We start from the raw sequence: 25,391 nt of genomic DNA, 5'->3' as shown, positions 1-25,391 counted from the left end.
TTTACTATTCTCCAAGCCAAAGAGAGACCGATAAAAACCGTTCCCTCTTTTTTTATTGTTTAATTAATTGATGAAACACTATTTAAATTCATTTCGGTTTTAGGTTCATTAGTAGTTTTTTTCTTTTCTACAGTTTCTTCGGAACCCTTAGATAGAATTAGACTAGCAATGAAAGAGACAGATAGTGATAAAGCCATCATAATTACACCATTAATTACATTTGTCATTCCTTTAGAACCATTTAGTCCCAGGATAGCCATAAAACTGTTTTGAGGAACATACAAAGTAACACCCATAATTCCACCGTAAAGTCCAGCTACTCCAGCACCGATTACAGCACCAATCATTGGTCTCTTATATTTAAGATTAATACCATACATTGCTGGCTCAGTAATTCCCATAATAGCGGAGATTCCTGAAGATGTAGCTAGTGATTTTTGACTGGGTTTCTTAGCTTTGATTCCAAAGGCCAAAGCCGCTGCGCCTTGTGCCAAGTTAGAACAAACTTGTGCTACTAGAATTAATGATTCATGACCTGTTGAAGCAAATGTTGATAGAAAGATTGGTGTTAATGCATGATGCATACCTGTCATAACAATGAAAGGCATACCAGCAGCTAACAAAGTAACCATAATAAAGCCTAAACGTCCTTGAAGCATATTGATTACCCAAGCTAATCCTGCACCAGCAAATGAGCCTAAAGGTCCTACGACGATCAACGCAATTGGAGCACTGATTAAAAGAATTAAAGTTGGATTTAAAATAATTTTCAGTGAATTGGGAGTTATACGATCCACACCCTTTTCAATAAAACTCATAATCCAAACCATAAGTAACGCAGGAATTACTGTTGCGGCATAAGTATCAGGCACAATTGGAATTGATAAAAATGAAATTGGTTTACCAGACGATACCCATGCTGTGAAATTAGGATGTAATAAGATACCTGCTACAATAACAGCTAAAGAAGTATTAACTTTGAATCGCTTAGAGGCGTTAATTGCTAAAAGAATCGGCATAAAGTAGAAAGCGGAATCGCCCATGATATCAAGAATTCTGTATGTTGGAGCACTAGAACTCATCCAATTAAACGTTGTGGCCAGCGATAGGATAACTTTTATCATACCAGCAGCAGTTAGCGCAGGGATCATTGGCGTCATACATGCTGTAATAGCATCAATAATCTGATTGAATATGCCTTCTTTTTTCTCTGCCACGTCGTTTTGTGTATCAGAGGAAGGAGTTACTGTATCAGAGTCACCATTAATTACACCTAATTTAATGATTTCATCAAAGACGTAACTTACTGCATTGCCTATCACAACCTGATACTGGCTAGGAGTTTTGACTACCGTAACCACTCCATCCAAACTTTCCAACTGATTTTTATTTGCTTTGTCATCATCTTTTAAATCAAATCTTAGTCTAGTAGCACAATGAACTAAAGAGTTGATATTTTGTTTACCGCCAACTCCTGAAATAATATCAGTGGCTAATTTTTGATAATCTTTTTTCATTATTATTCTCCCCCAAACCATTTAGTGACAAATAATTCTTGAACCAAAAGAAACTGTCTTTTTTAATACGCTTGTTTGTTCCATTTTCTGAATCATCTAAATCTACATAGACAACTCCATATCGTTTAGACATTTTTCCTTGACTAACACTTACTAAGTCAATTATTCCCCACATTAGATATCCAATTAACGGGATACCATCCTCTTCAATTGCTTTTTTCATTTCCGTAAAATGCTGATCAAGATATTTGATTCTGTAGGTATCATGAATTTGACCATCGATTACTCTATCTTTCGTAGTTCCTAATCCATTCTCAACAATAAATACTGGTCTCTCATATCTTTCGTATAATTGATTTAAAGTAATTCTTAATCCCAGTGGATCGACCTGCCAGACACCATCTTCATTTGTAAGGTAGGGATTTTTGACCGTCTCAAATCCATTAGTTGCGGTGTGTTTTAAGTTATCACCATCAGCTGCAGAACATGCACTGGAATAATAGCTAAATGAAACAAAATCTACGGTATTCTCTCGAAGAATTTTTAGATCTTTATCAGTTATATCCAAGTTCAAATTATTTTGTTTACATAAATTATCAAAATAACTAGGATAGTTTCCTCTTACTTGCACATCTGAGAACAATAATGCTTTTCTGTCACTTAAATTAGCTGCCCAAACATCTTCAGGATTGGGAGAATATGGGTATGTTCTTCCCGCCGCTATCATACAGCCAAACTTAAATGTTGGATTGATTTGATAACCATGTTTAATTACTAAAGAATTGGCTAATAATTGGTAATGTGCCGCCTGATACTCCTTTTGTAAAACATTATCTTTTCTAGTGAAAACTAATCCTCCGCCAATGAACGGGATGTGTAAAATCATATTTAATTCGTTAAATGGAATCCAATATTTTACATATTTAGAGAATTCTGTCATAACAATATCGGCATAATGTAAGAATAAATCAATCACATTTCTACTAGACCAACTACCATATTTAGTTATCAAATTCAATGGAATTTCAAAATGACTTAAGGTTACGATAGGTTCCATATTATATTTCTCAAGCTCTTTAAAAATATTTCTATAAAATTTCATTCCATCCTGATTGGGAATTTCTTCTTCGCCAGTCGGAAAAAGTCTGGTCCAAGAAATAGAAAATCTAAAAGCATTAATTCCTAAATCGTGTAGTAACTTTATATCCTGAATGTAGGTATGATAAAAATCTATCCCCAGATCACTGGGATGATGATCATCATTATAAGTATTAAAAATATTATTGTCATCGTCTTTATAAACAGGTTGGAGTCTTCGTTCATCCATAGGTAACATGTCAAAATTAGACAATTTGGATTTTACGTGGTTTTTATTTCCTTCGGTTTGTCCGGCGGAAATAGCACCACCCCATAAAAAATTAGTTTGCATTGGAGTACCTCTATCGTGTGATTTATAAGAGATGGCCATCTCAATTAACAATTACAGAATACATCATAAACCGCTTACATTCAGCGTACTATCTTGTCCAATTATTCTCATATTTTGCGATTCTGTGAATTACTCCCCTCAAACCTATGATGATACAAAAATAAGACATTCAAAATTGAATGCCCCATTTGCTCTAATATTAATAATAGATTCTAACTGTTCATCGTTATCATACAACCAATTTTACTTTAATAATTAGTATTAACTTATTTTAGATAATGCAAAAGAAAGGACTTTATCGCCGTTCATCGTTCCGTAATCCTTCATGTCAATTACATCAACCGGAACGTCAACCTCATTCACTATATTATCGTATTGAAAACTTATCTGTGGTCCTAATAAGATTACTGCAAGATTATGTCTTTGAGCTTCTTCGGAAATGGCTGCACTGGCAGTAGCAAAAATATAAACATCAATATTTCTTTTTTCTGCGGCTTTTCGCATCTTTGTAACAAGTAAAGAAGTGGACATTCCACCCGCACAAGCTAACATGATTGTTTTCGTCATAATAATTTTCCTTTGTATTCGCTTTCGAGATACTAATAGTATATCGCTGTAAAAAAATAAAGTAACATCAGAAAAAATTTCTGACATTACTTTATTTAATTAATCCTTTTCATTTTCAGCATTCAATTCATCACATTTAATGATTAATTGATTAGTCTCTTTAGCTGGATCAATCTTCATAGAATACTTACGACCGTACTCAATCATCGTATGATGGGCTTGATGTAATTCTTCAGGAGGCATTACACTGACAATCTTCTTCTCAACTTGCAAGGGATTAGCCTTCTCGTCAACAAAGTGTAGTCGCTTGGAAATGGCTGAAACGTGTGTATCCACTGCAAATGTTGGTTGATTGAAGACATCACTTAAAACCACATTAGCAGTCTTTCTACCAGCACCAGGAAGTTCCATAATGCCCTTTCTAGTTTCAGGTACAACATCATTTAACTTTGTATGAACGACTCCAGCTGTTTTGATAATATTTCTAGCTTTATTATGAAATAAACCAACACTTTTGATAATTTGCTCAACATCTTCAACCTTAGCACTCATCAAATCTTTGGGTTCTGGATATTTAGCAAATAAAATTGGCGTAACTTTATTAACGGAAACGTCAGTTGCTTGAGCACTTAAAATTACCGAAATTAAATATTGAAATGGTGTTCTTGAATCTAATGATGGTCCAACGGGTCCAATATCGTCTTCCATTTGACGAATGGCCCAAACTATCTGTTCATCTTTTAACATTAATATCCCAACTTCTTTCGACGATCTTGTAATTGTTCTGCTGTCTTTATATTACTCTTTTCCCAACTAATAAGGATTCGATCCATGTATTTTAATGAATAAGCTTGATTCAATACAGCCTCACGTAAGGCTAGATCAATCAATTCAACACTATAATGGTCGTCGTCAATCCATTGATGAATTTGTTCTTGCTCGATTGGTGACAATGGACGTCCAAATTCAACTTCAATTTTTTTAAACAATTCTTCAGTCTCAGACATCAAACGATTTTGTTGATTAGACTCCTGTTCTTGTTGTAGCAAGTTTTTAATACGATGATAAATTGGTGTTAGTGAATAAATATCTCGTTGTTGATGATGATCCATAATTGTTTTTAATTCAATTACGCCTAACTTGATTAAACCTTGAATAATAGTATAAATGCTAGCTTCATCCATACCAGTGTTCTTGGCTAAGTCCTTTGCCATTGGGAAAGTAACTCCCCTTTGGGCATACATAGAGAGAGCTAGATAAACAATTAGGTCTTTTTCAGTCATCCCCAAGTTATGATAGTTTTGCAGAATCAAATTGTTGATATTAGTGCTGCCACTCTCCACAAATTCATTGAATAATTCATCTTCCATACTTAATTACTCCAATTAACAAAAAAAGCCTGAGAACATATTATCTCGACTTTTTTTATTTGATTTAAATGTTATTTATTATTTGAATACTCTTGCCAGTACGGAAATCAACTAAATTATAGCCGATGTTGCCATTCTTCTTTTGAAAAGCCACTTCCCAAGTTGGCTTATTTTTGTATAGGCCCAAATTAATATGCAAAATCTTCTTGGCCCCATAACGTTGAGCTACATCGTCAATAACAGTTTGACGTACAGGTGCTGTATTCTTGTTGACGATTTCTGTCTTACCACTTTTAGCATTAATAATAATATAACGATATTTTTGACCCTTGGTTAAACCACCAACCGCATAATATTGCTTTTTACAAGTATAGTTACCAAAATAATCTGGTTGAACAATTCCGGCTTTTTCCTTGGCAATATCATTAGCCTGTGATTTTGCACTTGAAAATGGTGCAAATGAAAGATTTAAATACGTTAACGCTGAAACAATAGCAAGTGCGATCAGAGATATGGTCAATAAAACTTTTGTACTTCTATTCATAAGTTCTTCCTTTTCTCAGTTACCAGAATAGTATAGCAATTTTTTGGTTAATTCAAAAACTCATTTATATCTTTTTTAATCGTGTCCATATCTTCATTAACAACTGGTAGTCCTTTTGGTAAAGAATCCAGAATTGTCTTGCCGTAGCTCTTAGTTAAAATGCGATTATCTAATAACAAAATGACACCACGATCATTCGGTGTTCTGACTAAGCGTCCTAAACCTTGACGCAACTGCAATATAGCATTAGGCAAAGAATCAACTTTGAAGACATTGAGATTCTGTTGTTTTAAGATATCCTGTTTAATTTTAACATCTGGTTGTTCAGGTGATTCAAACGGAATCCTTGTGACAATCAGAATTTCTAACATCTTATTCGGAAAATCGACTCCTTCCCAGAAAGAGTTAGCACCAAGTAAAACGGAACGACGACCAATAGCGAAGCGTTTCTTGATCTTCTCATTTGAGCCAGTGACTCCCTGAGCCAAGATTTCCCACTTCTCTTTAACGTCCGTTTCCATCAATCGGTCGTAAACGTTACTTAAAGTGTTCAATGAATTAAACAGAATCATCGTTTGATGATCCAAATTATCCAAAACGTCGACAATATATTTTGTTACCATCGCATAATAATCTTCACTACTCAAAGATTGGATGTCAGGTAAATTGGATGGTAAATAAATTTTACTATTCTTAGAAATACTATTGGCATCGGGCAAAATCACCATCTGATTGATCTGATTCTGATTCAATTGCGTGTCCAAAATAAAATGTGAAAAGTCTTTTTGAATCGTAATTGCGGCCCCGATAGCAAAAATTTGACTGAAACGTTCTGTAGTTTCCTCAATCAAACCTTGAATATCAAATTGACGCCAACTGATTTTAAGTGTGCTGACTTCATAATAATCACGCATATCAATTTGTACACCAAATTTAGTATCTTTTTCTTGAATGGCTTGTAATAAATCATCCAAATTCAAAATGACATCGCGCAACTTATTATTCTCAATTGTTAGATTTGAGATAACTTTAGAAAGTTCAACAGAAATAAAATTCTTTTGAAAATTATATTGATCGAATAAGGTTTCAACACGATTAGAAACAAGTGATAATTCAACAATCAAATCGGATAATAATTCAAATAACTTAGGATTGTTCTGACCAAACTTATGATTACTATCCAAAATTGAAACAAAATCTTCACGATCCTTGAATTTAACTTTATTTTGAACATAAGTTCCAAAAATATTGTATTCCAAACGTTGCATCAATTCGTCAATAGCTTGGAAATGAGTCTCCATCCCCTGTAAATCTTGATAATTCCACAATTGTGTCGTTACTTCAGTGAAAGCATAGCGCAAAGTTACACGATTCTGATAAAGGATGTCACTTATCTTCTTAACATATTCATTCAATTTGAGAAAATCGATTGTAGGCGAACTAGCACTGCGCAAACTTCCAGCAAAATGATTAGCTTCATCGATAACTAAATAAGAGTTCTTGCCCCAGAATTGACTATCTAAATGACGAGCCAAGAAGGCCTGGTTAGTAACTAAAATCTTAGACTCTAAGTATCGGTTCTGTTGGTAGAGCCAGAAATCGTCATTACTAAAAATAGTATTTTCTTTAGATTCACCACGATGACGAATGATACTGAACAGAGGACTATTGTAATTAGTTAAGTGTAGTTCACTCAAATCCCCTGTCGTTGTCATTGTCAACCAAACGATAATCTTCATCTTTAAAATGGCCGTATGACTATGCAGACGATAGTTATCCAAGGCCTCATAGAAACGATCTAAATCAATGAAATTGTAACTACTCTTAACTACTTCAGCGTGATATTCATTGTCGGTAACTTGATTAAGCAATGGAATTGATTGTTCAACGATTTGTTGTTGCAAAACTTTAGTAGTTGTCGCAATCACTAATTTTTGGTCAACATTGATCAAATAAGATAATGGCAAAAGATATCCTAATGTCTTACCAGCACCAGTTGGAGCTTCAATCAGGTTCCATTTCTTAACCTTATCCCGATGCTGACTCGTATGATAAATATTATCCATCAATTTTGATTGATTGACACGATAGTCCAAGATACCATCCAATAACTCTTTTTTAGCTTCACGAGTTTGGGGGTATTTGGTTGTGTGATCAATTCTCTCACTAACATGGAAATCTTTTTTACGTAAGATCAAACCATTCTTCTCATACAAATAAGCTGGTAAGACTGAAGAACGTGAATTCTTCTCTCGTTCTTCTAAAATAGTTTTAAAAACCAAATTAGTCTCACGGATAGTATTCTTACCAAATTTAGCTAGCATTTGTAAAGTTGGAATTGGCAATTGTTGAATTCGTTTTAGAATAATCAAAAACAATTCAGCAGTAACATGAGCATCACTGTTAGCACTATGCGGATTCTTATGTGTGATACTCAAATAATGCGTTAAATCTTGTAGTTTATAACTACTAATGGTTGGAAAAAGTATTTGCGATAATTCAACAGTATCGATAGCTTTAACATTGAGTTGGTTCATTCCGATACGTTTAAGTTCTCGATTTAAAAAGGTCAAATCAAAATTCACATTATGTGCAATAAAAACTCGATTTTTTAAAAGTTTAAAGATATCAGGTGCAACTTCTTCAAATGTTGGTGAATCTTTAACATCGTCATCACTCAATCCCGTTAAAGCAGTGATTCGACCTGGAATCGGTACTTTAGGATTGATTTTTTGATCATAGATATGTGTTATTTCACCGTTTTCGATAAGGGCACAGCCGAATTGAATTATACGCCCGTTGTCATGCCAATTAGAATTGGTTGTTTCTAGATCAACAACAGCGTAAGAATTTTTCAAATCATTCACCTCTCATCTTCATTTTTCTTGTAAATCAACAGCTTTATTGACCTTCAAGAAGTAAAGATATTTACCCACGACGGGTTTGTTCTTAATCACAGAAATAGCTTCTGCGTATAAATTGACTTGTCCGGAATATTTAGAGACTAATTCTTCAAAATTTTGATCAGTCACATGATCAGTTTTATAGTCAAAAATTATTATTCCATGATCTAATTCAATTACTCCATCAATAATACCATGAACTAATATTTTATCGTTAATAGAATAGTCTTTTGACGAGTTTTTAAACAATTTTTGTGCTGGCATCAGAATTGAACAAGGAAATTCACGACTAACATCATTATGATGCTCGATAATCATCTGCCCTAAGTTGCTTTGATAAAAGTTAGCTAAGCTCTGACAATCGATTTTTTCTGCTAATTCATCCGTTAATAGTTTTTCATTGACCATTTGCTGAATCAAGTCCTGAAAGTCGATAATTTCGGGCGTTTTATCCAAACTGATTTTTTGCAGAACTAAATGAGTAGCACTACCTACTTCGGCGGCAGTTACTTTTTTAGTCTTTGTTAAAAATTGTGGTTTTGCAAATGAACCTAAATTATAGCGAGATTTGTCCTCTAACAAGTCTTCGGCCATATTCTCATCATCAGGATCAGCAAACAGACCTTTGATTTCAGAAACTGATTGATAAGCTGTTGTGTCAACTGATTCTTGATAATGATAGTCGAAATCGAGCAACTGTTTAACGGTCTTCTTAAATAGATCGGATGGCTCAACAGGAACCTTCTTAGGAATAATAATTTTAGAGGCCAGATTGCCTTTAGCTTCGGGATAAACTAGATTCAGACGTAAGTTACATTTTTCGTTTAGATACAACTCATCAGAAATCGCTTTACGATCTTCATCAGATAAAGTACTGATACCAACTAAATCTTGGAAATTGTTGGCTTTTAGACGAATAGCTTCGTTGATCACACCTGTCTTAGGACTAACTTCATCCCAAGAATTGATGGTATCTTCAGCTTCTTTAGTAAAACCAAACATGATCAATTTTTGTTTGGCACGAGTCAAAGCTACATATAGCAAACGCATCTCTTCTGAAGTAGTAGCAACTTTACGGCGGTTACTGATAACGCTATGTTGAATAGTACTATACTTCAAGCGAGTCTGACTATTAATTAGTGTGATTCCAATTCCTTGGTCAGTGTCAAAAACAGTTTGACCTTGGAAATCAAGTTTGTTGAATTGTTTAGCCATATCCAAATAAATTACAATTGGAAATTCCAATCCTTTGGAAGCGTGGACTGTCATGACTTTGACGGTATCATCAGTTGCTTCAATGCTATTAGGTTGTGACAAATCTTTATCGAGGTCCTGCATCCGTTGAATAAAATTAATAAATTGATGTAAGCCTTTATAGTTAGTCTCCTCATAAGCATTAGCTCGTTGGTACAAAGCATGTAAATTGGCTGCCCGCTGCTTACCTCCAGGCATCCCTGAGACATATTCTAAGAGACCTGTTTCTTGATAAATCTTCCAAATCAGACGTGCAATAGAATTTTTATTGGCAAAATCACGGTAATTTTCCAATTGTAACAAAAAAGCTTGGACTTTATTCTTAATGCCTTCTTTTGAAGTTTCAGCGTGTAGATATTCGTTCAAAGCTGTAAAGTAGAATTCTTGTTTATCTACAAGACGAATTTCGGCCAGTTCTTCTTCATTTAATCCCACAATTGGTGAGCGTAATACAGCTACTAATGGAATATCTTGATAGGGATTATCAATAATGTTTAACATTGACATCATAATTTGTAATTCGGTCGTTTGAAAATAGTTCTGGGCATCAGTAACCATGATAGGAATATCGGCTTTAGCAAAATAAGAGATTAAATCAGTATTGTTTTCCTTAGTTCTAGAAAGAATGGCAATATCGGAATATTTGATTGTTCTCATCTCATCTTTTTTACTATCATAAATTTGGTATTGATCTTTAATCAACATTTGAATTCTTTTGGCAGCATTTTCAATCAACAATTGACGCTTTTCAACGTCCTCATCATCATTGTTCACTAATAGATTGAATTCATTTTCACTATCGACTGTCTCTGGGAAGTTAGTTCCAGGAATTAATTTAGACTTATCATCATAATCAATATCACCGATTTTTTTATCAAAAATACGTTTGAAAATCTGGTTAACGAAGTCGTCAACTGACTTAGCTGAACGGAAGTTCTTAGATAATTGAATCAATTCACTAGGATTATCCGGATCTTGAAAATCTTCATATTTTTGAGCAAAAATGTACGGTGCGGCTTGTCTGAAGCCGTAAATTGACTGTTTAATATCCCCCACCATGAAGATGTGATTGTCGTCATTTGACAAAAGTTGGATGATTTTTTCTTGCATGGCATTGACATCTTGATACTCGTCAATCATCAATTCATGAAATTTAGTTTGGTAGTAATCAAGTGCCACCATATGTTCATCAACTGGAGTTTGTAAAATTTTTACGGCCATGTGTTCCAAATCGTTGAAATCCAAAGTATGACTATTATTCTTCAAACGACCGTATTCTTTGATAAAGCCACGTTCAACCTCGACTAATTTGGCAATAATGGCTTGTGATTGTACCAAGGATTCTTGAACACCCGCTTCTGATTGCACAAAGAAATCGTTAAACAGTTTATCTAGCTGACGTTTTAATTGGTCACGTACTTTTTTACTTTTTTCTAATAGAGTTAGATCGTTACCTTCTTTATCATCTTTGGAAAGACGTTTAGCAGTTTTTAATTTGAAACCAATCAATTCAGTTCTGATCTCGGAATATGTTTTTGCCCCTACTTCATCTTCCAAGACTCCCAAGTTTTTCTTAGCCTCGTCAAATGTCTCGAAAAGTGAATTATTAACTAAATCATCTTCGCCTGCTAAATCAATTCCTTGATTAGCTAATTCAATTAATTGTTCTAAACGTTGTTTAAGTTGTGGAACAACGTCCCTTTTGTAAAAGTCCGATTCAGAAAAACTGTCAGTAAACTGATATGTAGCAATCAAGTCGTCCAGCCATTGTTGCGTTTCGGCATTGGTGATTGCAAAATCATACAACTTAAAGACAACATCCTTCAAACCATCGTCACTACGATCGTCCGTAAAGTTATCAGTCAATTTAATAAAATCGGCATCATCCTTGTCATAATACTTATTACGCAAATTATCATAGGCTTGTTCTTTCATAATCGACTGTTCAGTCGTATCACTCAATAGACGAAAATTAGGATCTAAATCAATGACGTAATAGAACTTTTTGATAATACTCAAACAAAATGCATGTAGAGTACTGATATTAGAGATGGGAACTCGAAAAATTTGTTTTTGAAGATGTTTGTGAGTTTCTGCATCCAAGTCTCTATCGTTTACAAGTTCTTTGATTCTTTTTAGAAGACGTTCTTTCATTTCTAACGCTGCTGCATCAGTAAAAGTGGCTACCAAAAGATTATCAATGTTTTCGCCGTCTTTTAACATTTCAACGATACGTTCAATCAAAATAGTCGTTTTACCAGAACCAGCCGCCGCTGAAACTAGAATATCGTGTCCACGATGATAAATGGCTTTTTCCTGATCGTCAGTCCATTTAGGCATCCTCTTCACCATCCTCTAAAATATTTTGTATTTCTTTAATAACATTTTCTTTATTGTAATTAATAACATCATGATATTCGTTCTCTGGCAACATTGCATCGAATTCAAAAATAGGTCGATAATCGCTGTATTGTAAACCAGTCATTTGACCATAACGATAAGGGTTCAAATTTAAATTACCAGAATAAATTTTTTCACCAGCCTGACGAATCAGGTGATCGTTGTAATTCAATATTCTGAATAAATCATTTTCAGAAATAACATTATTAGAACCTTTTTTTACGACTGGTGAGGTTTTAGCAACTTTCCCTTGCTTAGTAAGAGCCTGGGTATCGATGTTAGCCAATAATTCTTCATCATTTACTAAAAGTCCGTTTAATTGGAATTCCTTAAAAATCTTATTCTGAATATCACTATCTTGAATATCTGCAGAATCATCTAACGATTTCGTATTGATTAAAGAACGATCCAAAGTGATCAAAGGATTCTGAATGTGTTCATATAGAGCCCCACCAACTTTGGCATTTTTACGTTCGGTCAACAGATGAAGATTATTCAGCACACTTTGAATATAAGTTGGCATCTGCATAGTGATTCCATCTAAGAATTGTGAGAAATCAAAACTTTTATTACCAGACTTGTAATCAATGATAGTTAGATAAGTGATGTCATCCAAAACCATTTCATCGATACGGTCAATTTTTCCACGAACATTAACTAAATGGCCGCCCGGAATCTGATAAGAAAGACCAGGTAGATCCTGTTTATTGTTGATACGACCAAAAGTTACTTCTGATTTCTCGGGTTCAGAGCTGTTACGTAGGAACTGTAGCTTCATATTTTTAACTAATTGAATCAAAGTAGTCTTTAACTTGTTGGCAATATATTGCATTCGAGCAGAAGAGTTAAAAATTCGATTCTCCGGTAAATCAATTTGAGCGGTAAACAAATCAGTAACCAAGTTCTGAATATCACCATCAGACATGTCACGCAATGAACGGCCTTGTTCCTGATGTAAGTATTTAACCAAACTATCCAAGACCGCATGGAAAATTGACCCTGTCTGTGCTGGTGTAATTTCAAATAAACGTCTGGGTTTTAATCTTAGGCCGTACTTTAAGAAATATTCGTATTCGTTCATGTAAAATGTTTCTAATTGAGAAATAGAGACATTGATATTTTTTCCGTATAGAGCTTCGACCGTATCTAGATTTAAACTTTGAGGAATGTTTTGGTAACTCAATGAACTTAAAGCAAATTCTGAAGTTTCTGGTTCCTCATTTAATAAGACACTGCGGACATATTTCCAAGCATCTGGTAAGTCGGTTTTATTGTCTAATGCAGAACGCGAAACTCGAATCAGGTAATTCAAACTGGAAGCTTTAGATCCTAAATAACGGATAACTTCGTTCTCAGATTGATCATCGCTTGAAGGATTCAATAGAACTAACTGTTCATCTAAACGAAAATGATTTTTAATTCGGACTACATAGCTTGATAAGTCTTGCTGCTTATTATCTTCAGTAAAGTTAGGATACGTGAAAATTAACCGTTGGGAACCAGTTGTGAAAGTAATGTCATGCAAGAATGGCTCAGAATTATTCATGACTTCATCTGGTTCATTCAAATACTTGCCATCAGTTAGCTCACCATTGAGGAATAGTCGTTCATCATCGGTTACAATATCGTTGGAAACTGTTGTTCCGGGCATATTGTTGGTTGTTGAACCAAGAATAAATGTGATTTTTCGGTTGTTAGGTTGAATCATCCCTATTTCTGAAATGCTGACAGCATCCAAAGTTGAGGGAATCTGTGAATAAGTAGCATTTTCAAAAGCTGCATCCAAAATCTCAATAAAATCTTTGGAGTCAAATTCACGTTCACCGAAAACTGAAACATACTCATCCAAAATTTGATTGAATAAACTGACGATTTGTTCGGGTTGATTTGCTAAAGTTAGATTTTTTTGTTCAGTTGCTTGCTGTTGCCATAGCAATAATGTGTCAAAAACATGATTCTGTTCTAAGAAATTATATAAGAAGCTGACACTATCAATTGAAGAGTGTTCTTTCTTCAAGAATTTTTCCAATTGATTGTAAACATTTTTTACAAATTCTTTGATTTGATTGATCAATTGGTATTCAGATATTTTGATCTTATCAACTACGGGATCTAATTTAACATCTGGCTTAAAGCTTTTTCCCATCCAACCACGTTTAGTAATTCCGTTAGTCAACGCATAGTTTTCAGTTAAGTCGACCGCTTGTCGGAAAAGTTGAAGGTTATCTCTAAATCCTTCCGGTATCAGCAATTCTGTTCTTAATAAACTAATCACATCATCTACTTGTAAACCACGATTAACGATAGCAAACAGTAAATCAATTAAACGTTTGAAGGGATGATTAGCCATCTTCTTTTGTAGATCAATGAAATATGGTACTTGGTTGTTTTCCATAAAGGACTCAATAAATGAACCATATTCGGATAAATCACGGGCTACAATTAAAAAGTCTTTGTAGCGATAATCTTGTGTAGCCACTAATTGGCGGATATAGGTACTAATAGCTGAAACTTCGGTCTGCTTATCAGTACATTTCCAAATCTGAACGGAATTTTGACTATCTAAACCACTCTTTTTAATACCACCAATATTAGATTCAATCCAGTAATCTTCTAGTTTACTCAAATCTGGACTAATTCTTTTTTCATCGGCAAAGTAATTTCTTGTTACAATACGATTTTGCTTAGCCATCTCGTGAAGCTGTTGATACGTTGCAGCTGGACGGAAGAAAAAGTCGGACTCATCAGTGGATTCAAAAACGGGTTGATCCAATACCAATGAGATATTCAAACTACCACTATTGATCAACATTGATTTAACCAAATTGGATTCCGTCGCTGTAAAGGATGAAAAACCTTCAATGTAAAAGTAATAATGAAAGGTTCCAATCTTAGTATTCAAAAAATCAGCTAATGAATTCAGTTGAAAGTCATTTGTATTGTAGTTTTGAATCTGTTCTAAATAAGCTCCGTACATCAGATTCAATTCCTTGATTTTATCGACAAAAATACCTTGTTGTTCAGAATTTAAAGCTAGATCAATGTCATCTGGTTGAACCTGTCCATTCATGAATTCATCGAATTGAGAAATCATCTGGTCAATGAATCCCGGCTTGTCGATCATTCCAGCAAATATTTTTAACTCAGACTTATGTTCTTGAACAATATTTTTCAATAACATAGCTGATTTAGTTTGTGTTAAGGTTTCTAAATTATAATCGCTACTGTCACGCAAAAAGTACCAAGCTAATCGCGAGAACGAAAAGGTTTGGACGTTATTAGTTGCGATTAATGAATCATTGTCTTTTTGAAAATATTTTAAAATATTGACTTCTGATTCAAATTTTATGTGATTTGGTACTAAAAAGAAGAATTGTCCGGTCGGATCCTTGGTATAATCCTCTTGGAACAACTTCATCATCTTTTTATGATGATCAAATTGGTTTTTACCTAGTACAAAATTTAATGTCATTATTCATCACCCGAAAAAATTCTATCATAGTTGGTCGTTTGAAAGTGGAAATCACACCAATAGATGTATAAAATAAAGACTTAGAGAAATTGAGGTGAGCATGTGCTTAAAGGAATAGGAAAAAGTCATGGGAAAACGATCATAATGGGAGAACATGCGGTAGTTTATGGCTACCCTGCATTTGCAATCCCACTGTTGAGCATCCCCGTGATCGTCAAAATGCAACAAAGTAAAGAAAATTCTTTAATTTCAAAGTACTATGCAGGAAAAATAGATAAAATCCCTGACTCATTGTCAGGCGTAAAGTATTTAGTTAGCTTACTGGATTCTGAGTTGAACAAAGATCATTTAAACTACACTATCAATATAGATAGTGGTTTGCCAATTGAACGAGGTATGGGCTCTTCAGCTGCTATTGCGGCTGCAATCACACGTGCCTTCTTCAATTTTTTCAACAAAGACTTGAGTCACCAACTATTATTAGATTACGTCAACAAATCAGAAACTATTACTCATGGTAAAGCTAGCGGCTTGGATGCCTTGACAGTTAGTTCTGATGATCCAATTAAGTTCGGTAAAGATGTGGAACCTGAACACTTCAACTTTAATTCTGATGGCTTTATTGTTATTGCTGATTCCGGTGTTAAAGGTCGTACCAAAGAAACGGTTGCTGACGTTAGAAAAATGTATGATCAAGAACCTAAGAAAATTGGAGCCTACTTACAACAATTAGGCGACTACGCTACTCAAGCTAGTGACTACCTTATTAAGGGCAATCTCAAAAAATTGGGTCTAGTCTTCACTTTAGCTAATGAAGCCTTAACTAAATTGAACTTAGCTATTCCTAAAACTGACAAATTAATTGAAGCCGCCAACCATGCTGGTGCCTTAGGTAGTAAAATTACTGGTGGTGGCCGTGGTGGTTGTATCATTTGTTTAGCTAGAAATTTAAAAAACGCTCAAATGATTCAAAAGGCTTTGATCAAATCTGGTGCCGAACAAACCTGGATTCAACCATTATCAATTTATGCGGAGGATGAAGACATTGGTTAGAACAGCACGTGCTTTTACAAATATTGCTTTAATCAAATATTGGGGTAAAAAGGATCAAACCTTAAAATTACCATGGACCAATAGTCTTTCATTAACACTGGATCGCTTTTATACCGATACTAAACTAACGGTAGCTGACAATGATCACGATACAGTCTATTTGAATCATAAATTATTGGATGAAACTCAGAATAAACGTATTCTCAAATATTTGGATACCGTTCGTAAGTTTTATAGTTTTGACGATCACTTCATCGTAGATACGGTTAATCACGTTCCCACTTCAGCTGGTTTTGCCTCTTCGGCTTCAGGATTTGCGGCTTTAGCAGCTGCAATTAATGAAACTAAACAATTAAATTTAAATAAAAAAGAACTTTCAATTTTAGCTCGTAATGGTTCTGGCTCCGCTAGTCGGTCAATTTATGGTGGTTTTGTCGAATGGATTGCTGGTGATAATAATGAAACCTCTTTTGCTACACCTATTGACGAGAATCCACAAATTGATTTAACGTTATTATCTGTAGTTATTAATAAAGGTAGTAAAAAGATTTCTTCTACCGTAGGGATGGAAAATAGCGTAAAAACCTCCCCTTTTTATCCAAATTGGGTTACACTAGTGGCTTCAGAGATAAAAGAAATTAAGCAAGCAATTGCCAAAAAAGATATCCAAAGGATTGGAGAAATTGCCGAACACAACGCTATGAGCATGCATGCTTTAACGCTTTCAGCTAATCCTTCATTTACATATTTCGAACCAGAGACGATTCGAATTTTTCAAATAATTCAAGAATTACGTCAAAAAGGCATCCTTGCATATGCTACAATTGATGCCGGTCCGAATGTTAAAATTATATGTACTAATGAATCGATTACTAAGGTTCAAAAATACATTGAGGAACAATTATCCAATGTATCTTGCGTTGTTGCTAATATCGGTAGTGGCATCCAATACATCTGATATAAATTGAAAGGTATGATATTTTGTCTACAGGAAAAGCACCTGGAAAATTATATTTGGCTGGAGAATATGCTGTTGTTGAAACAGGATTTCCCGCCGTACTTACATCAGTAAATAAGTACGTTACCGTTACTGTCAATAAGACCCAGAATGGTGGAACTATCCAGTCAAAAAACTTAAATAAGGAACTTATTCACTGGAATCGTCAAGGAACTGAACTAGTCTTTGATGATTCTGAAAGTCAACTCCAATACATTCTGGCAGCTATTAAGTTCATTGAAAAATACGCCCTAGAACGTGGTAAGAAGTTAAGTTACTACGACTTACTAGTTACAAGTGAACTTGATTCCCAAGATGGTAAGAAATATGGTTTAGGCTCATCGGCAGCCGTAACTGTCGCCGTAGTTAAAACTTTAGGCGATTTTTATCACTTAGATCTGTCAGCGATGGATATTTACAAAATTGCTGCTATTTCACACCTATCCGTTCAAGGAAATGGTAGTTTGGGAGATATCGCTGCTAGTGCCTTTGGTGGCATCGTAGCCTATTACTCTCCAGACCGAAACTGGATCTTTAACATGATTCGCAATCACAGTATTACTGAAATTTTATCCTTAGATTGGCCACAACTAAAGATTCAAAGTTTAGAATTACCTAAAGACCTCGAATTAACAGTTGGTTGGACTGGTTCTCCAGCTTCTACCTCCATTCTAGTTGATCGTATTGCCTTGACTAAGGCTCAAAAAGTTAAAAAATATCAACATTTCTTACAAGAAAGCCGTAAAAATGTTGAACAATTGATCAAAGGCTTTAAGAACAATGATTCAGCCTTGATTAAGAAAATGTTTAGCAAATATCGTTCTTTACTAGATGATTTGGCTGAATTCAGTGACGTTCATATTGAAACTGACCTACTAACTAGCCTTTGTGATATTGCTGAAAAGCTTGGTGGTTCCGCTAAGACTTCCGGTGCCGGTGGAGGCGATTGTGGAATCGTCTTAAGCGATAAGAACTTAAATGTCGCTGAATTGAAAAAAGAGTGGCAAAAAGTTGGAATTACCCCTCTTACTTTAAAAATCGGAGAAATAATTGCTCATGCCTAAACAAGATGCCCAAATTCAACGTAAAGTTGAACATCTTTTCTTAGCTGAAAAATACTTCACAGAAGAGTCATTTGCTGATTTTGATGGTGTTAGATTATTACATAACGCCTTACCCGAATTGAACTTGAAACAGATTGATCTTTCAACTCAATTCATAAATCAGAAAATGGCTTTACCTATATACTTCAACGCAATCACTGGTGGATCTAAGCAATCGACCAGATTTAATACTGAATTAGCTCAATTGGCTCACAAATTGAATATTCCCGTTTCCAGTGGTTCAATGGGAGTCTATCTTCGCTTGCCCGAGGAAACTAAAAATTCATTTTCTGTTCTACGAGATAACGATCCAGAAGGATTCGTAGCCGCCAATGTTTCTGCTAAAGCCAATGCTCAACAAGCTCAAACGGCTATTGATTTGATAGAGGCTAATGCCCTACAGGTTCACTTGAATGCTCTACAGGAATTAGCAATGCCTGAAGGCGACAAAGAATTCATGTGGCTAGACAATATTAAACAAATTGTTGCCTCAGTCAATGTACCTGTAATCGTTAAAGAGGTTGGTTTTGGAATGTCAAAAGATAATCTAGCTGATCTTTATAAAGTTGGCGTCAAATACGTTGATGTCTCCGGATTTGGTGGGACTGATTTTGCCCAAATTGAGAGTGCTCGTAATCATGAATTGGATTTGACTTATTTAGATAGATTTTCACTTTCAACTATCGAATCACTTTTAGAGTCTATCCCCTATCAAAATAAAATGACTATCTTCGCTTCCGGCGGCATTAGAACACCAATGGATGTCATCAAGGCTATCCGCATGGGAGCCAGTGCAGTTGGTATGTCCGGATTAGTTTTACATCACTTACAAAAGTATTCTTTAAGTGAAACGGAAATTTTCTTTGATGAATTCGTTAAACAATTACGATTGATTATGGCTGCCATTGGTGCTAAATCAATCGCAGATATAAAAAAAGCCCCCATCATCTTTGATGGAAGACTAGTGAATTACGCTAAACAACGTAATATTATTTTACCGTCTTAATCCTTTAGGATAGACGTTTTTTATTTGAGAATTGCTGTAACGTCCCCAACTGAAGAGTTTACCTTGATAAGACAAGCCAATCCATTTGTTATCGAAGTCAGGACGCTCTTTTAAAATGATCGATTCACCATGAAGATATTTTTCAAATTGATCATCATCTAATTCAAAAACAGTTTTTAATATTTCAGGTTTGAGTGCCAATATCCAAGCGATATCGGGCTCAAACCTATTTTTTTTGAATTCTCCCAGTTTTAAACCATTTCTCAAGATATGTAATCCCTTAAAACGATTATCCAAGCTAGCAGCTTGATATAAGAAATCACTGATGCGTAACCAGTTATTTTCATTCAAAGAAGTTAAATTGGTTTTAGCAAATTTTCGAACAAACTTGAGATCGTCTTTTTTTAAATTGTTGCTGATTTGACGTTCTTTGGGTTCTTCAACATCGCCATCTTTAACCATCTTGCACATGAAATGTCCTTCACCATTGAATTGATCAGGAAACATTCTTAAAGCTTTGGACAATTCTGGATTGTCATTCCCCCACTCCGGTTTAGCATCTTCCATACCAGAATATTTTTTAACATCTACCAAATGCATATCGGGGTATTTCTTCAAGAACCAGTCGACATTTTGTTCATTTTCCTCTGGTGAAAAAGTACAAGTTGAATATACTAATGAACCACCATTATTTAATAATTTGTAGGCTGAATCGAGGATATGTTGCTGACGGTTAGCACATTGTTCCACATAGTCTAAAGACCAATATTTGACTGATTCAGGATCTTTACGAAACATTCCTTCACCTGAACAAGGCGCATCTACTAGAATTTTGTCAAAAAATTGTCCAAACTTCTTTTCAAAGTCTTTAGGCGAATTGTTAGTAACAACAGTATTAGAAATTCCCATTCTTTCGATGTTAGAAGACAGTACTTTGGCACGCTTAGTGTTTATCTCATTGCTTACTAAAAGGCCCTTAGAGGCCATTTTTGAAGCAATATAAGTAGTTTTACTACCAGGAGCCGCACAGAGATCCAAAATTTTTTCATTTTCCTGTGGATCAAGAATCTCAGTAACATACATGGCACTTGGTTCTTGACTGTAAACGTAGCCTGATAAATGATCAATTGAATTACCATTTATTTCACCGAAATAACCAATATTACTGTATTCAAGTGGTTGATCTAGAGAATAGGAAACATTTTTAAAATTGGGTTTAAGTGGGTTGAGGCGAAAAGCTTCTTGGCTATCTTGTTGAATAGCATCAAATAGTTTGTCAGCACGTTCACCCATTAAATTACGATATTTTTCTTTAAAGTCAGAACTCAAATCGACTTTCATTAAATTATTCACTCCGTTTTTTGGTAAAGATTATTTGTGACATTCCTATTAGGATCGTGATTAATACAGAAACTAATATGAACATATTAAATGTATTGTGACTAATAATAGCAATTTTCCAATTAACTGCGGCATAACCAGCAATAAAGGGAACTAGTGTGTAGATTAAGTAACGAATCATTAAACCATTTTGATAATTATTCTTCAAGTCACCAGTCAAGTGTGATCTAGATAGATCGTACTTCAAAGGAACCAAAATGTAGAAATCAACAATGACAATCAAAACGAATAGTAAAACAATTCCAACCAGATACATTTCACCATTATTAGCTGTTTCAGCGTTAGTGAAATCATCCGTCTGTGGTACATACTTGTGAGATGAATTGGCATGTAGAACATTCTTAATTTTAGATAGACTTTCCTTATTAGAAAGAGCATTACCATCCAAGACCGTCGTTACCTGATTCAAATGAAGTTTTGATTTTGGTTGATTGGGTGACAAGGAGATCAAAGTCTGACCATTTAAAATATCCGCACCGTCAAAACCGATATTACCAATAACTGAAATATAGCGATCACCCATCTGAATGTACGCTTGGCCTTGAGGCTTATAGGATTCCAATTGAGATGATTTACCTTGCACTGCAAATGGAATTTGCGAGATAAAATCATCTTGCGAGAAATAACGTCCCGAAGTTATCGGTAATTTATTAATCTTATTATGCCCATAAATGTATCCTAAATCACTGTTACTTTTTTCAAAGAAGATCAGTTGATAAGATGAAACCTTCTTTTTCTTACTTAATCCCTGAACTGCCGTAACTAAATTCTTTTTAGATTTGGTATGCAAAACAATAGCTTGTTCACTCATACCTAATCGGTTCATTGTATTGTTGTATTTGATCGAATCACTTTTTGAGATAGCAACGCCAGTTAACAAAACTATCAGAAAAATAACAATACTTGATATTATCTTTTTCATAAATATCTCACCTATTATTTTATCTTGTACCTTATTCTACCCTATTTGACTAGATAAAGTTGATCGTGGACTAAATCATAATGTGAATAGGTTTGGTTGATACGTTCAATACGGGGATCATCAATCAGTTTAGCCTGATCCCAAAATTCTTTGCTGTTGGTAGCACCGTATTTTTCACCAATAACCAAGAAATTCACGTCTAATTCACGAATTCTTTTTAACACTTTAACATCAATATCTTCACGATCAGGGCTCCAAGCCAAGATAACATTATCAACTTTATTGCCGTACTCATCTAAAGCTTTTAGGGCATCCATTGATTCAACTTTTGTTAGTAAATCTCTACCCGTTTGATTATGATTGGCCCAACTTAAGTCATCTGTACAGTATGTTTCTACATCCAAATTACGTAATTCTTTAGATAAATAACCATTACCAGCCATCAATTCTAAAAAACTTTGTTTTGGAAATTCTGTTACTAATTTTTTAACAAAATCTTGAGTAATCGTTGCCCAATAACCAAACTCATTCTGTAATTGCGTACGTAATTCGTCGAGATCGTGATCAAATGTTTCCAAATTTTTCAAAAGAGCTTCAAAATCAGCCTCTTTGATATTCATATTCTCACGTAAGCAATCTGTAATTTCATCTTCACTTAATTCCAAAGTAGGAAAATGATATTTTGGCAATTGATGATTAGATAAACTATCAAAAACACGTTCTATAAATCTAATTTTGACATTGAATCTCATCCCATTTGGCAATAATGCTACGTCTTGTTTCAATTTATTAATATAATCCATCTTTTCTCCCAATTGATCCGATATTTATAATATACCGCTAATAGTTTACTAGAATCCTGATACAACATAAAGTTATAATTAGCATGAAAAAATTAAATAATATTAAAATTTTTAGTTAGAATAATACATTTATTTCCAATAATTACGAAAAAGTGTAATATCTTAGTTAGTACATATAAGAGGTGAAACATGGCAGAAAATAATAGAAGACGTCGGCCTCAAAAGGAAGAAGAATCAGGTTGGAAGTTCTGGCTACAAACTATTGCTATGACGCTTGCAATCTACGCTATTTTCTTTTTAGGGTTTAAGTACATTCTTTCTAATGACAAGGTAACGGGACCATCGATGCAACCAACCTTTGAGAATGGGGATAAAGTAATCGCTGCTAGACACTCAAAGATTTCGCGTGGTGATGTTATCGTCTTGAAAGCTCCGGACGAAGCTGGCTCATTTTATATCAAACGGGTAATCGGTTTGCCAGGAGATACAGTGGTTTCTAAGAACAACAAAATGTATATTAATGGTAAACTATACAAGGAGGACTTCCTCAAGGCTGGTTCTAAATTAAAGGAACCTGACACTAGTTTATATGCTGGTAAACCTTATAGTTATACCTACGATTTCACTTTAAGTTCTCTAGCTAAGGATTCACCCGAATATAAGACACGTTACAGCAATTCTTATCTAAAAAAAGTTGAAAAAACTAACAAGGTCCCTGCTGGAACTTACTTTGTTATGGGAGATCATCGAACTGTTTCGAAAGACAGTCGTATTATTGGTTTCATTAATAAAAAGAGTGTCATTGGTGAAGTTAAGTGGCGCTATTGGCCATTTACTAGATGGGCAATCTTTTAGATTTAAGTTTTAAACAAACTTATTGGAGGTAGTTTCATGGATAAACCAAATATTGCTGAAATGATAATTCAGTATGAAAAAGATAAAGATATGAATGATACACAATTTGCATTCGAAAGCCATCTTTCAGTTGAACGTGTTCATAACTTGAAGTCAGGTGACTACGAAGCAACTAAAGACGAAGAAAAAACTATTTTGGAATATATTAAACTACATCAATAATGCAATATTTGTAGTTTACCCTTAAAAAGCCGACAATCCTTTGATTGTCGGCTTTTTCTATACCTTACTTTTTTAATTGATCAAATATTTTGGAATCATGAAAGTAAACAAAACATCCTTTGACCCCACGTTTTAATAGAACATTCATTGAATTCAAAATAATTCTCTTTTTAACATCACTCAAATTAATAATATCGTTATCATGTCGCTTTTTGAAAGCTTCTTGATCCTCATATTTATCGATATCTATCTTGATACGACTATTTTTATCATAAGCAACTGACGGTCCGATAATCACTGCCACATAGTTCAAATCGAATCCTTGCACAGTATAAATTGAGCCAATTTCATTAATTGTTTCTGGCTTCTGAGCCCAAGTGGTATTGGAATAATTATATTGATCCCATGGTAGATGGAAGTTACCTTCATTGACGTAATGTTTTTTTCCATCCAGAGTCGAAGGATAATTGGCAGTCGCTACGATTCTTGACTCTCCTACTTCTTTATTCTTTTCCTTTAAGGCCTGATACATTTTTTCAGCATCTTGATAAACTCGAAAATCATAAGTACTATCCATTGATAAATAGTCCGTATTTTCTTGCTCTAAAGGGGTGATTTGCAAATTATCGGTTAAATCGTTGATCCACTGTAAAACTTTTTGTGGTGCTTGCATACGCATTTGCGTTGTCAATGTTGCACTCTCAAAATTAACTTGGTCTGGAATAATTTGTTGTAAAAAGTTGTCTGACCAATAACTCTTTAATTTCAAAACCTGATGAGCATCGAAAACTAAGATTACGACTTTACTTAGTTTAATGATCTCAGTTAATTGATTTTTCTGTGTAAAGTTATTGTAATTATCACTCTCACTTAGTAATAAATGTGCTTCATCAATTACTACTACATCGGCCTGTTTTTTATTTTTATGCATCCGATTGATAAAGGTTGTTGGTCTGAGAAAACGATTTTTGCGTAACTGATCGAATTCGCCGGCATTTTCTTGATAAACCTTTAATAGCTCGGGATGATTAACTAGAAAGTAATTATCCGTCTTGTTCTGCTTTGCTAACGTTTCAATATTTAAGAATAGTTGCGTTAAGATAACACTCTTACCCGTGCCAGCATCCCCATTTAGTTGAAAAATGGACTTCTGAGGGCTTTTTAATCCTTGATTAGTAAATGATAGTATTTGATCAAAAATCATTTGTTGTTGCTTTGTAAGGTCCTTATTTGGAAAAACTGATTCTAACATTTTACCTCCAAATTAAAAAAAGCCTTTCGGCTTTTAGTTTTCGTCACTCTTTAAGATTCCACCAACAGCGTAGTGTTCTTTAGCCATTTCATTCAAAACGACATGAACATGTTCTGCAGGAGCACCAGTATTTTTAACAATAGCTTCAGTAACGTCTTTAACCATACCCTTCAATTGCTCAGGACTACGGCCTTCGATAAGATCAATGTGCACTAGAGGCATAATAATTTCTCCTTTATTTATATATGGATTGATATTCATTTTTACTACATTTTTACTTTAACAAACTTTTGTGAAATAACAAGGTTTCACAATTTTTAT

The 25,391-nt window shown here is 34.5% G+C and carries 20 protein-coding genes; 6 read left to right on the top strand and 14 right to left on the bottom strand.

The window, feature by feature from the left end:
• Positions 1-59: 59 nt before the first annotated feature.
• The 9 genes from LKACC16343_RS01150 to LKACC16343_RS01110 form a co-directional block, all read right to left on the bottom strand.
• On the bottom strand, positions 60-1,517 hold the full coding sequence (locus tag LKACC16343_RS01150; protein WP_056952578.1) for a PTS transporter subunit EIIC: 1,458 nt from the start codon (positions 1,515-1,517) through the stop codon (positions 60-62).
• Positions 1,486-2,946, bottom strand: coding sequence for a family 1 glycosylhydrolase (locus LKACC16343_RS01145; protein ID WP_056952580.1), 1,461 nt, complete (start codon positions 2,944-2,946; stop codon positions 1,486-1,488). The genes LKACC16343_RS01150 and LKACC16343_RS01145 overlap by 32 nt, the downstream gene beginning before the upstream one ends.
• Positions 2,947-3,207: 261 nt before the next feature.
• Positions 3,208-3,513: a PTS sugar transporter subunit IIB gene (locus LKACC16343_RS01140; RefSeq protein WP_056952581.1), complete on the bottom strand. Its 306-nt coding sequence runs from the start codon at positions 3,511-3,513 to the stop codon at positions 3,208-3,210.
• Between the two features lie 99 nt (positions 3,514-3,612).
• Positions 3,613-4,260: an endonuclease III domain-containing protein gene (locus LKACC16343_RS01135; RefSeq protein ID WP_056952584.1), complete on the bottom strand. Its 648-nt coding sequence runs from the start codon at positions 4,258-4,260 to the stop codon at positions 3,613-3,615.
• Entirely contained in the window at positions 4,260-4,883 is a 624-nt protein-coding gene (locus LKACC16343_RS01130) for a DnaD domain protein (protein WP_056952586.1), read from the bottom strand. Before LKACC16343_RS01130 ends, LKACC16343_RS01135 begins: the two co-directional genes overlap by 1 nt.
• Positions 4,884-4,947: 64 nt before the next feature.
• A complete protein-coding gene (locus LKACC16343_RS01125) occupies positions 4,948-5,427 on the bottom strand; it encodes a hypothetical protein (protein WP_056952588.1) in 480 nt (159 codons plus the stop codon).
• A 47-nt stretch (positions 5,428-5,474) separates the two neighbouring features.
• Positions 5,475-8,294 carry a helicase C-terminal domain-containing protein gene (locus LKACC16343_RS01120; protein ID WP_256970541.1) on the bottom strand — a complete coding sequence of 940 codons (2,820 nt, stop codon included), beginning with the start codon at positions 8,292-8,294 and terminating at the stop codon, positions 5,475-5,477.
• A gap of 9 nt (positions 8,295-8,303) precedes the next feature.
• On the bottom strand, positions 8,304-11,924 hold the full coding sequence (gene addA / locus LKACC16343_RS01115; RefSeq protein WP_056952592.1) for a helicase-exonuclease AddAB subunit AddA: 3,621 nt from the start codon (positions 11,922-11,924) through the stop codon (positions 8,304-8,306).
• A complete protein-coding gene (locus LKACC16343_RS01110; protein ID WP_056952594.1) occupies positions 11,917-15,456 on the bottom strand; it encodes a PD-(D/E)XK nuclease family protein in 3,540 nt (1,179 codons plus the stop codon). The genes addA and LKACC16343_RS01110 overlap by 8 nt, the downstream gene beginning before the upstream one ends.
• Positions 15,457-15,558: 102 nt before the next feature.
• On the opposite strand from LKACC16343_RS01110, the gene mvk reads away from it, so the two are divergent.
• From mvk to fni, 4 genes are read left to right on the top strand one after another with little or no spacing between them, the layout of a single operon-like run.
• Positions 15,559-16,509, top strand: coding sequence for a mevalonate kinase (mvk, locus tag LKACC16343_RS01105; RefSeq protein ID WP_087721245.1), 951 nt, complete (start codon positions 15,559-15,561; stop codon positions 16,507-16,509).
• Positions 16,493-17,467 (top strand): diphosphomevalonate decarboxylase, encoded by a 975-nt coding sequence (mvaD, locus tag LKACC16343_RS01100; RefSeq protein WP_082604529.1) that lies wholly within the window; start codon positions 16,493-16,495, stop codon positions 17,465-17,467. The genes mvk and mvaD overlap by 17 nt, the downstream gene beginning before the upstream one ends.
• 23 nt (positions 17,468-17,490) lie before the next feature.
• Positions 17,491-18,570 carry a phosphomevalonate kinase gene (locus tag LKACC16343_RS01095; protein WP_056952598.1) on the top strand — a complete coding sequence of 360 codons (1,080 nt, stop codon included), beginning with the start codon at positions 17,491-17,493 and terminating at the stop codon, positions 18,568-18,570.
• A complete protein-coding gene (gene fni / locus LKACC16343_RS01090; protein WP_056952600.1) occupies positions 18,563-19,615 on the top strand; it encodes a type 2 isopentenyl-diphosphate Delta-isomerase in 1,053 nt (350 codons plus the stop codon). The genes LKACC16343_RS01095 and fni overlap by 8 nt, the downstream gene beginning before the upstream one ends.
• Here the strand turns inward: fni and LKACC16343_RS01085 are convergent.
• Genes LKACC16343_RS01085 through LKACC16343_RS01075 form a run of 3 tightly spaced genes read right to left on the bottom strand, consistent with a single transcriptional unit; the run spans position 19,604 to position 22,741 of the window.
• Positions 19,604-20,956 carry an RsmF rRNA methyltransferase first C-terminal domain-containing protein gene (locus LKACC16343_RS01085; RefSeq protein ID WP_056952602.1) on the bottom strand — a complete coding sequence of 451 codons (1,353 nt, stop codon included), beginning with the start codon at positions 20,954-20,956 and terminating at the stop codon, positions 19,604-19,606. The genes fni and LKACC16343_RS01085 overlap by 12 nt on opposite strands.
• A 4-nt stretch (positions 20,957-20,960) precedes the next feature.
• A complete protein-coding gene (locus LKACC16343_RS01080) occupies positions 20,961-21,938 on the bottom strand; it encodes a hypothetical protein (RefSeq protein WP_056952603.1) in 978 nt (325 codons plus the stop codon).
• 41 nt (positions 21,939-21,979) lie between these two features.
• On the bottom strand, positions 21,980-22,741 hold the full coding sequence (locus tag LKACC16343_RS01075) for a hypothetical protein (RefSeq protein ID WP_056952605.1): 762 nt from the start codon (positions 22,739-22,741) through the stop codon (positions 21,980-21,982).
• A 189-nt stretch (positions 22,742-22,930) separates the two neighbouring features.
• Here LKACC16343_RS01075 and lepB point away from each other — a divergent pair, with 189 nt between their 5' ends.
• The gene (lepB, locus tag LKACC16343_RS01070; RefSeq protein ID WP_056952606.1) at positions 22,931-23,596 is read left to right on the top strand and encodes a signal peptidase I; all 666 of its coding nucleotides are present in this window, start codon (positions 22,931-22,933) and stop codon (positions 23,594-23,596) included.
• 36 nt (positions 23,597-23,632) lie between these two features.
• Entirely contained in the window at positions 23,633-23,818 is a 186-nt protein-coding gene (locus LKACC16343_RS01065; RefSeq protein ID WP_054642159.1) for an LBP_cg2779 family protein, read from the top strand.
• Between the two features lie 64 nt (positions 23,819-23,882).
• Here the strand turns inward: LKACC16343_RS01065 and LKACC16343_RS01060 are convergent, their stop codons facing one another.
• Both LKACC16343_RS01060 and LKACC16343_RS01055 read right to left on the bottom strand, forming a co-directional pair.
• Positions 23,883-25,070, bottom strand: coding sequence for a DUF2075 domain-containing protein (locus tag LKACC16343_RS01060; RefSeq protein WP_056952608.1), 1,188 nt, complete (start codon positions 25,068-25,070; stop codon positions 23,883-23,885).
• Between the two features lie 33 nt (positions 25,071-25,103).
• Positions 25,104-25,292, bottom strand: a complete 189-nt coding sequence (locus LKACC16343_RS01055) for a 2-hydroxymuconate tautomerase (RefSeq protein WP_056952609.1) — start codon at positions 25,290-25,292, stop codon at positions 25,104-25,106.
• Positions 25,293-25,391: the final 99 nt, after the last annotated feature.

Source organism: Companilactobacillus bobalius (genome assembly GCF_002179915.1).
Classification (GTDB): domain Bacteria; phylum Bacillota; class Bacilli; order Lactobacillales; family Lactobacillaceae; genus Companilactobacillus; species Companilactobacillus bobalius.
The sequence above is the reverse complement of the archived record's forward strand: the minus strand, read 5'-3'. Positions and strand labels throughout refer to the sequence as shown.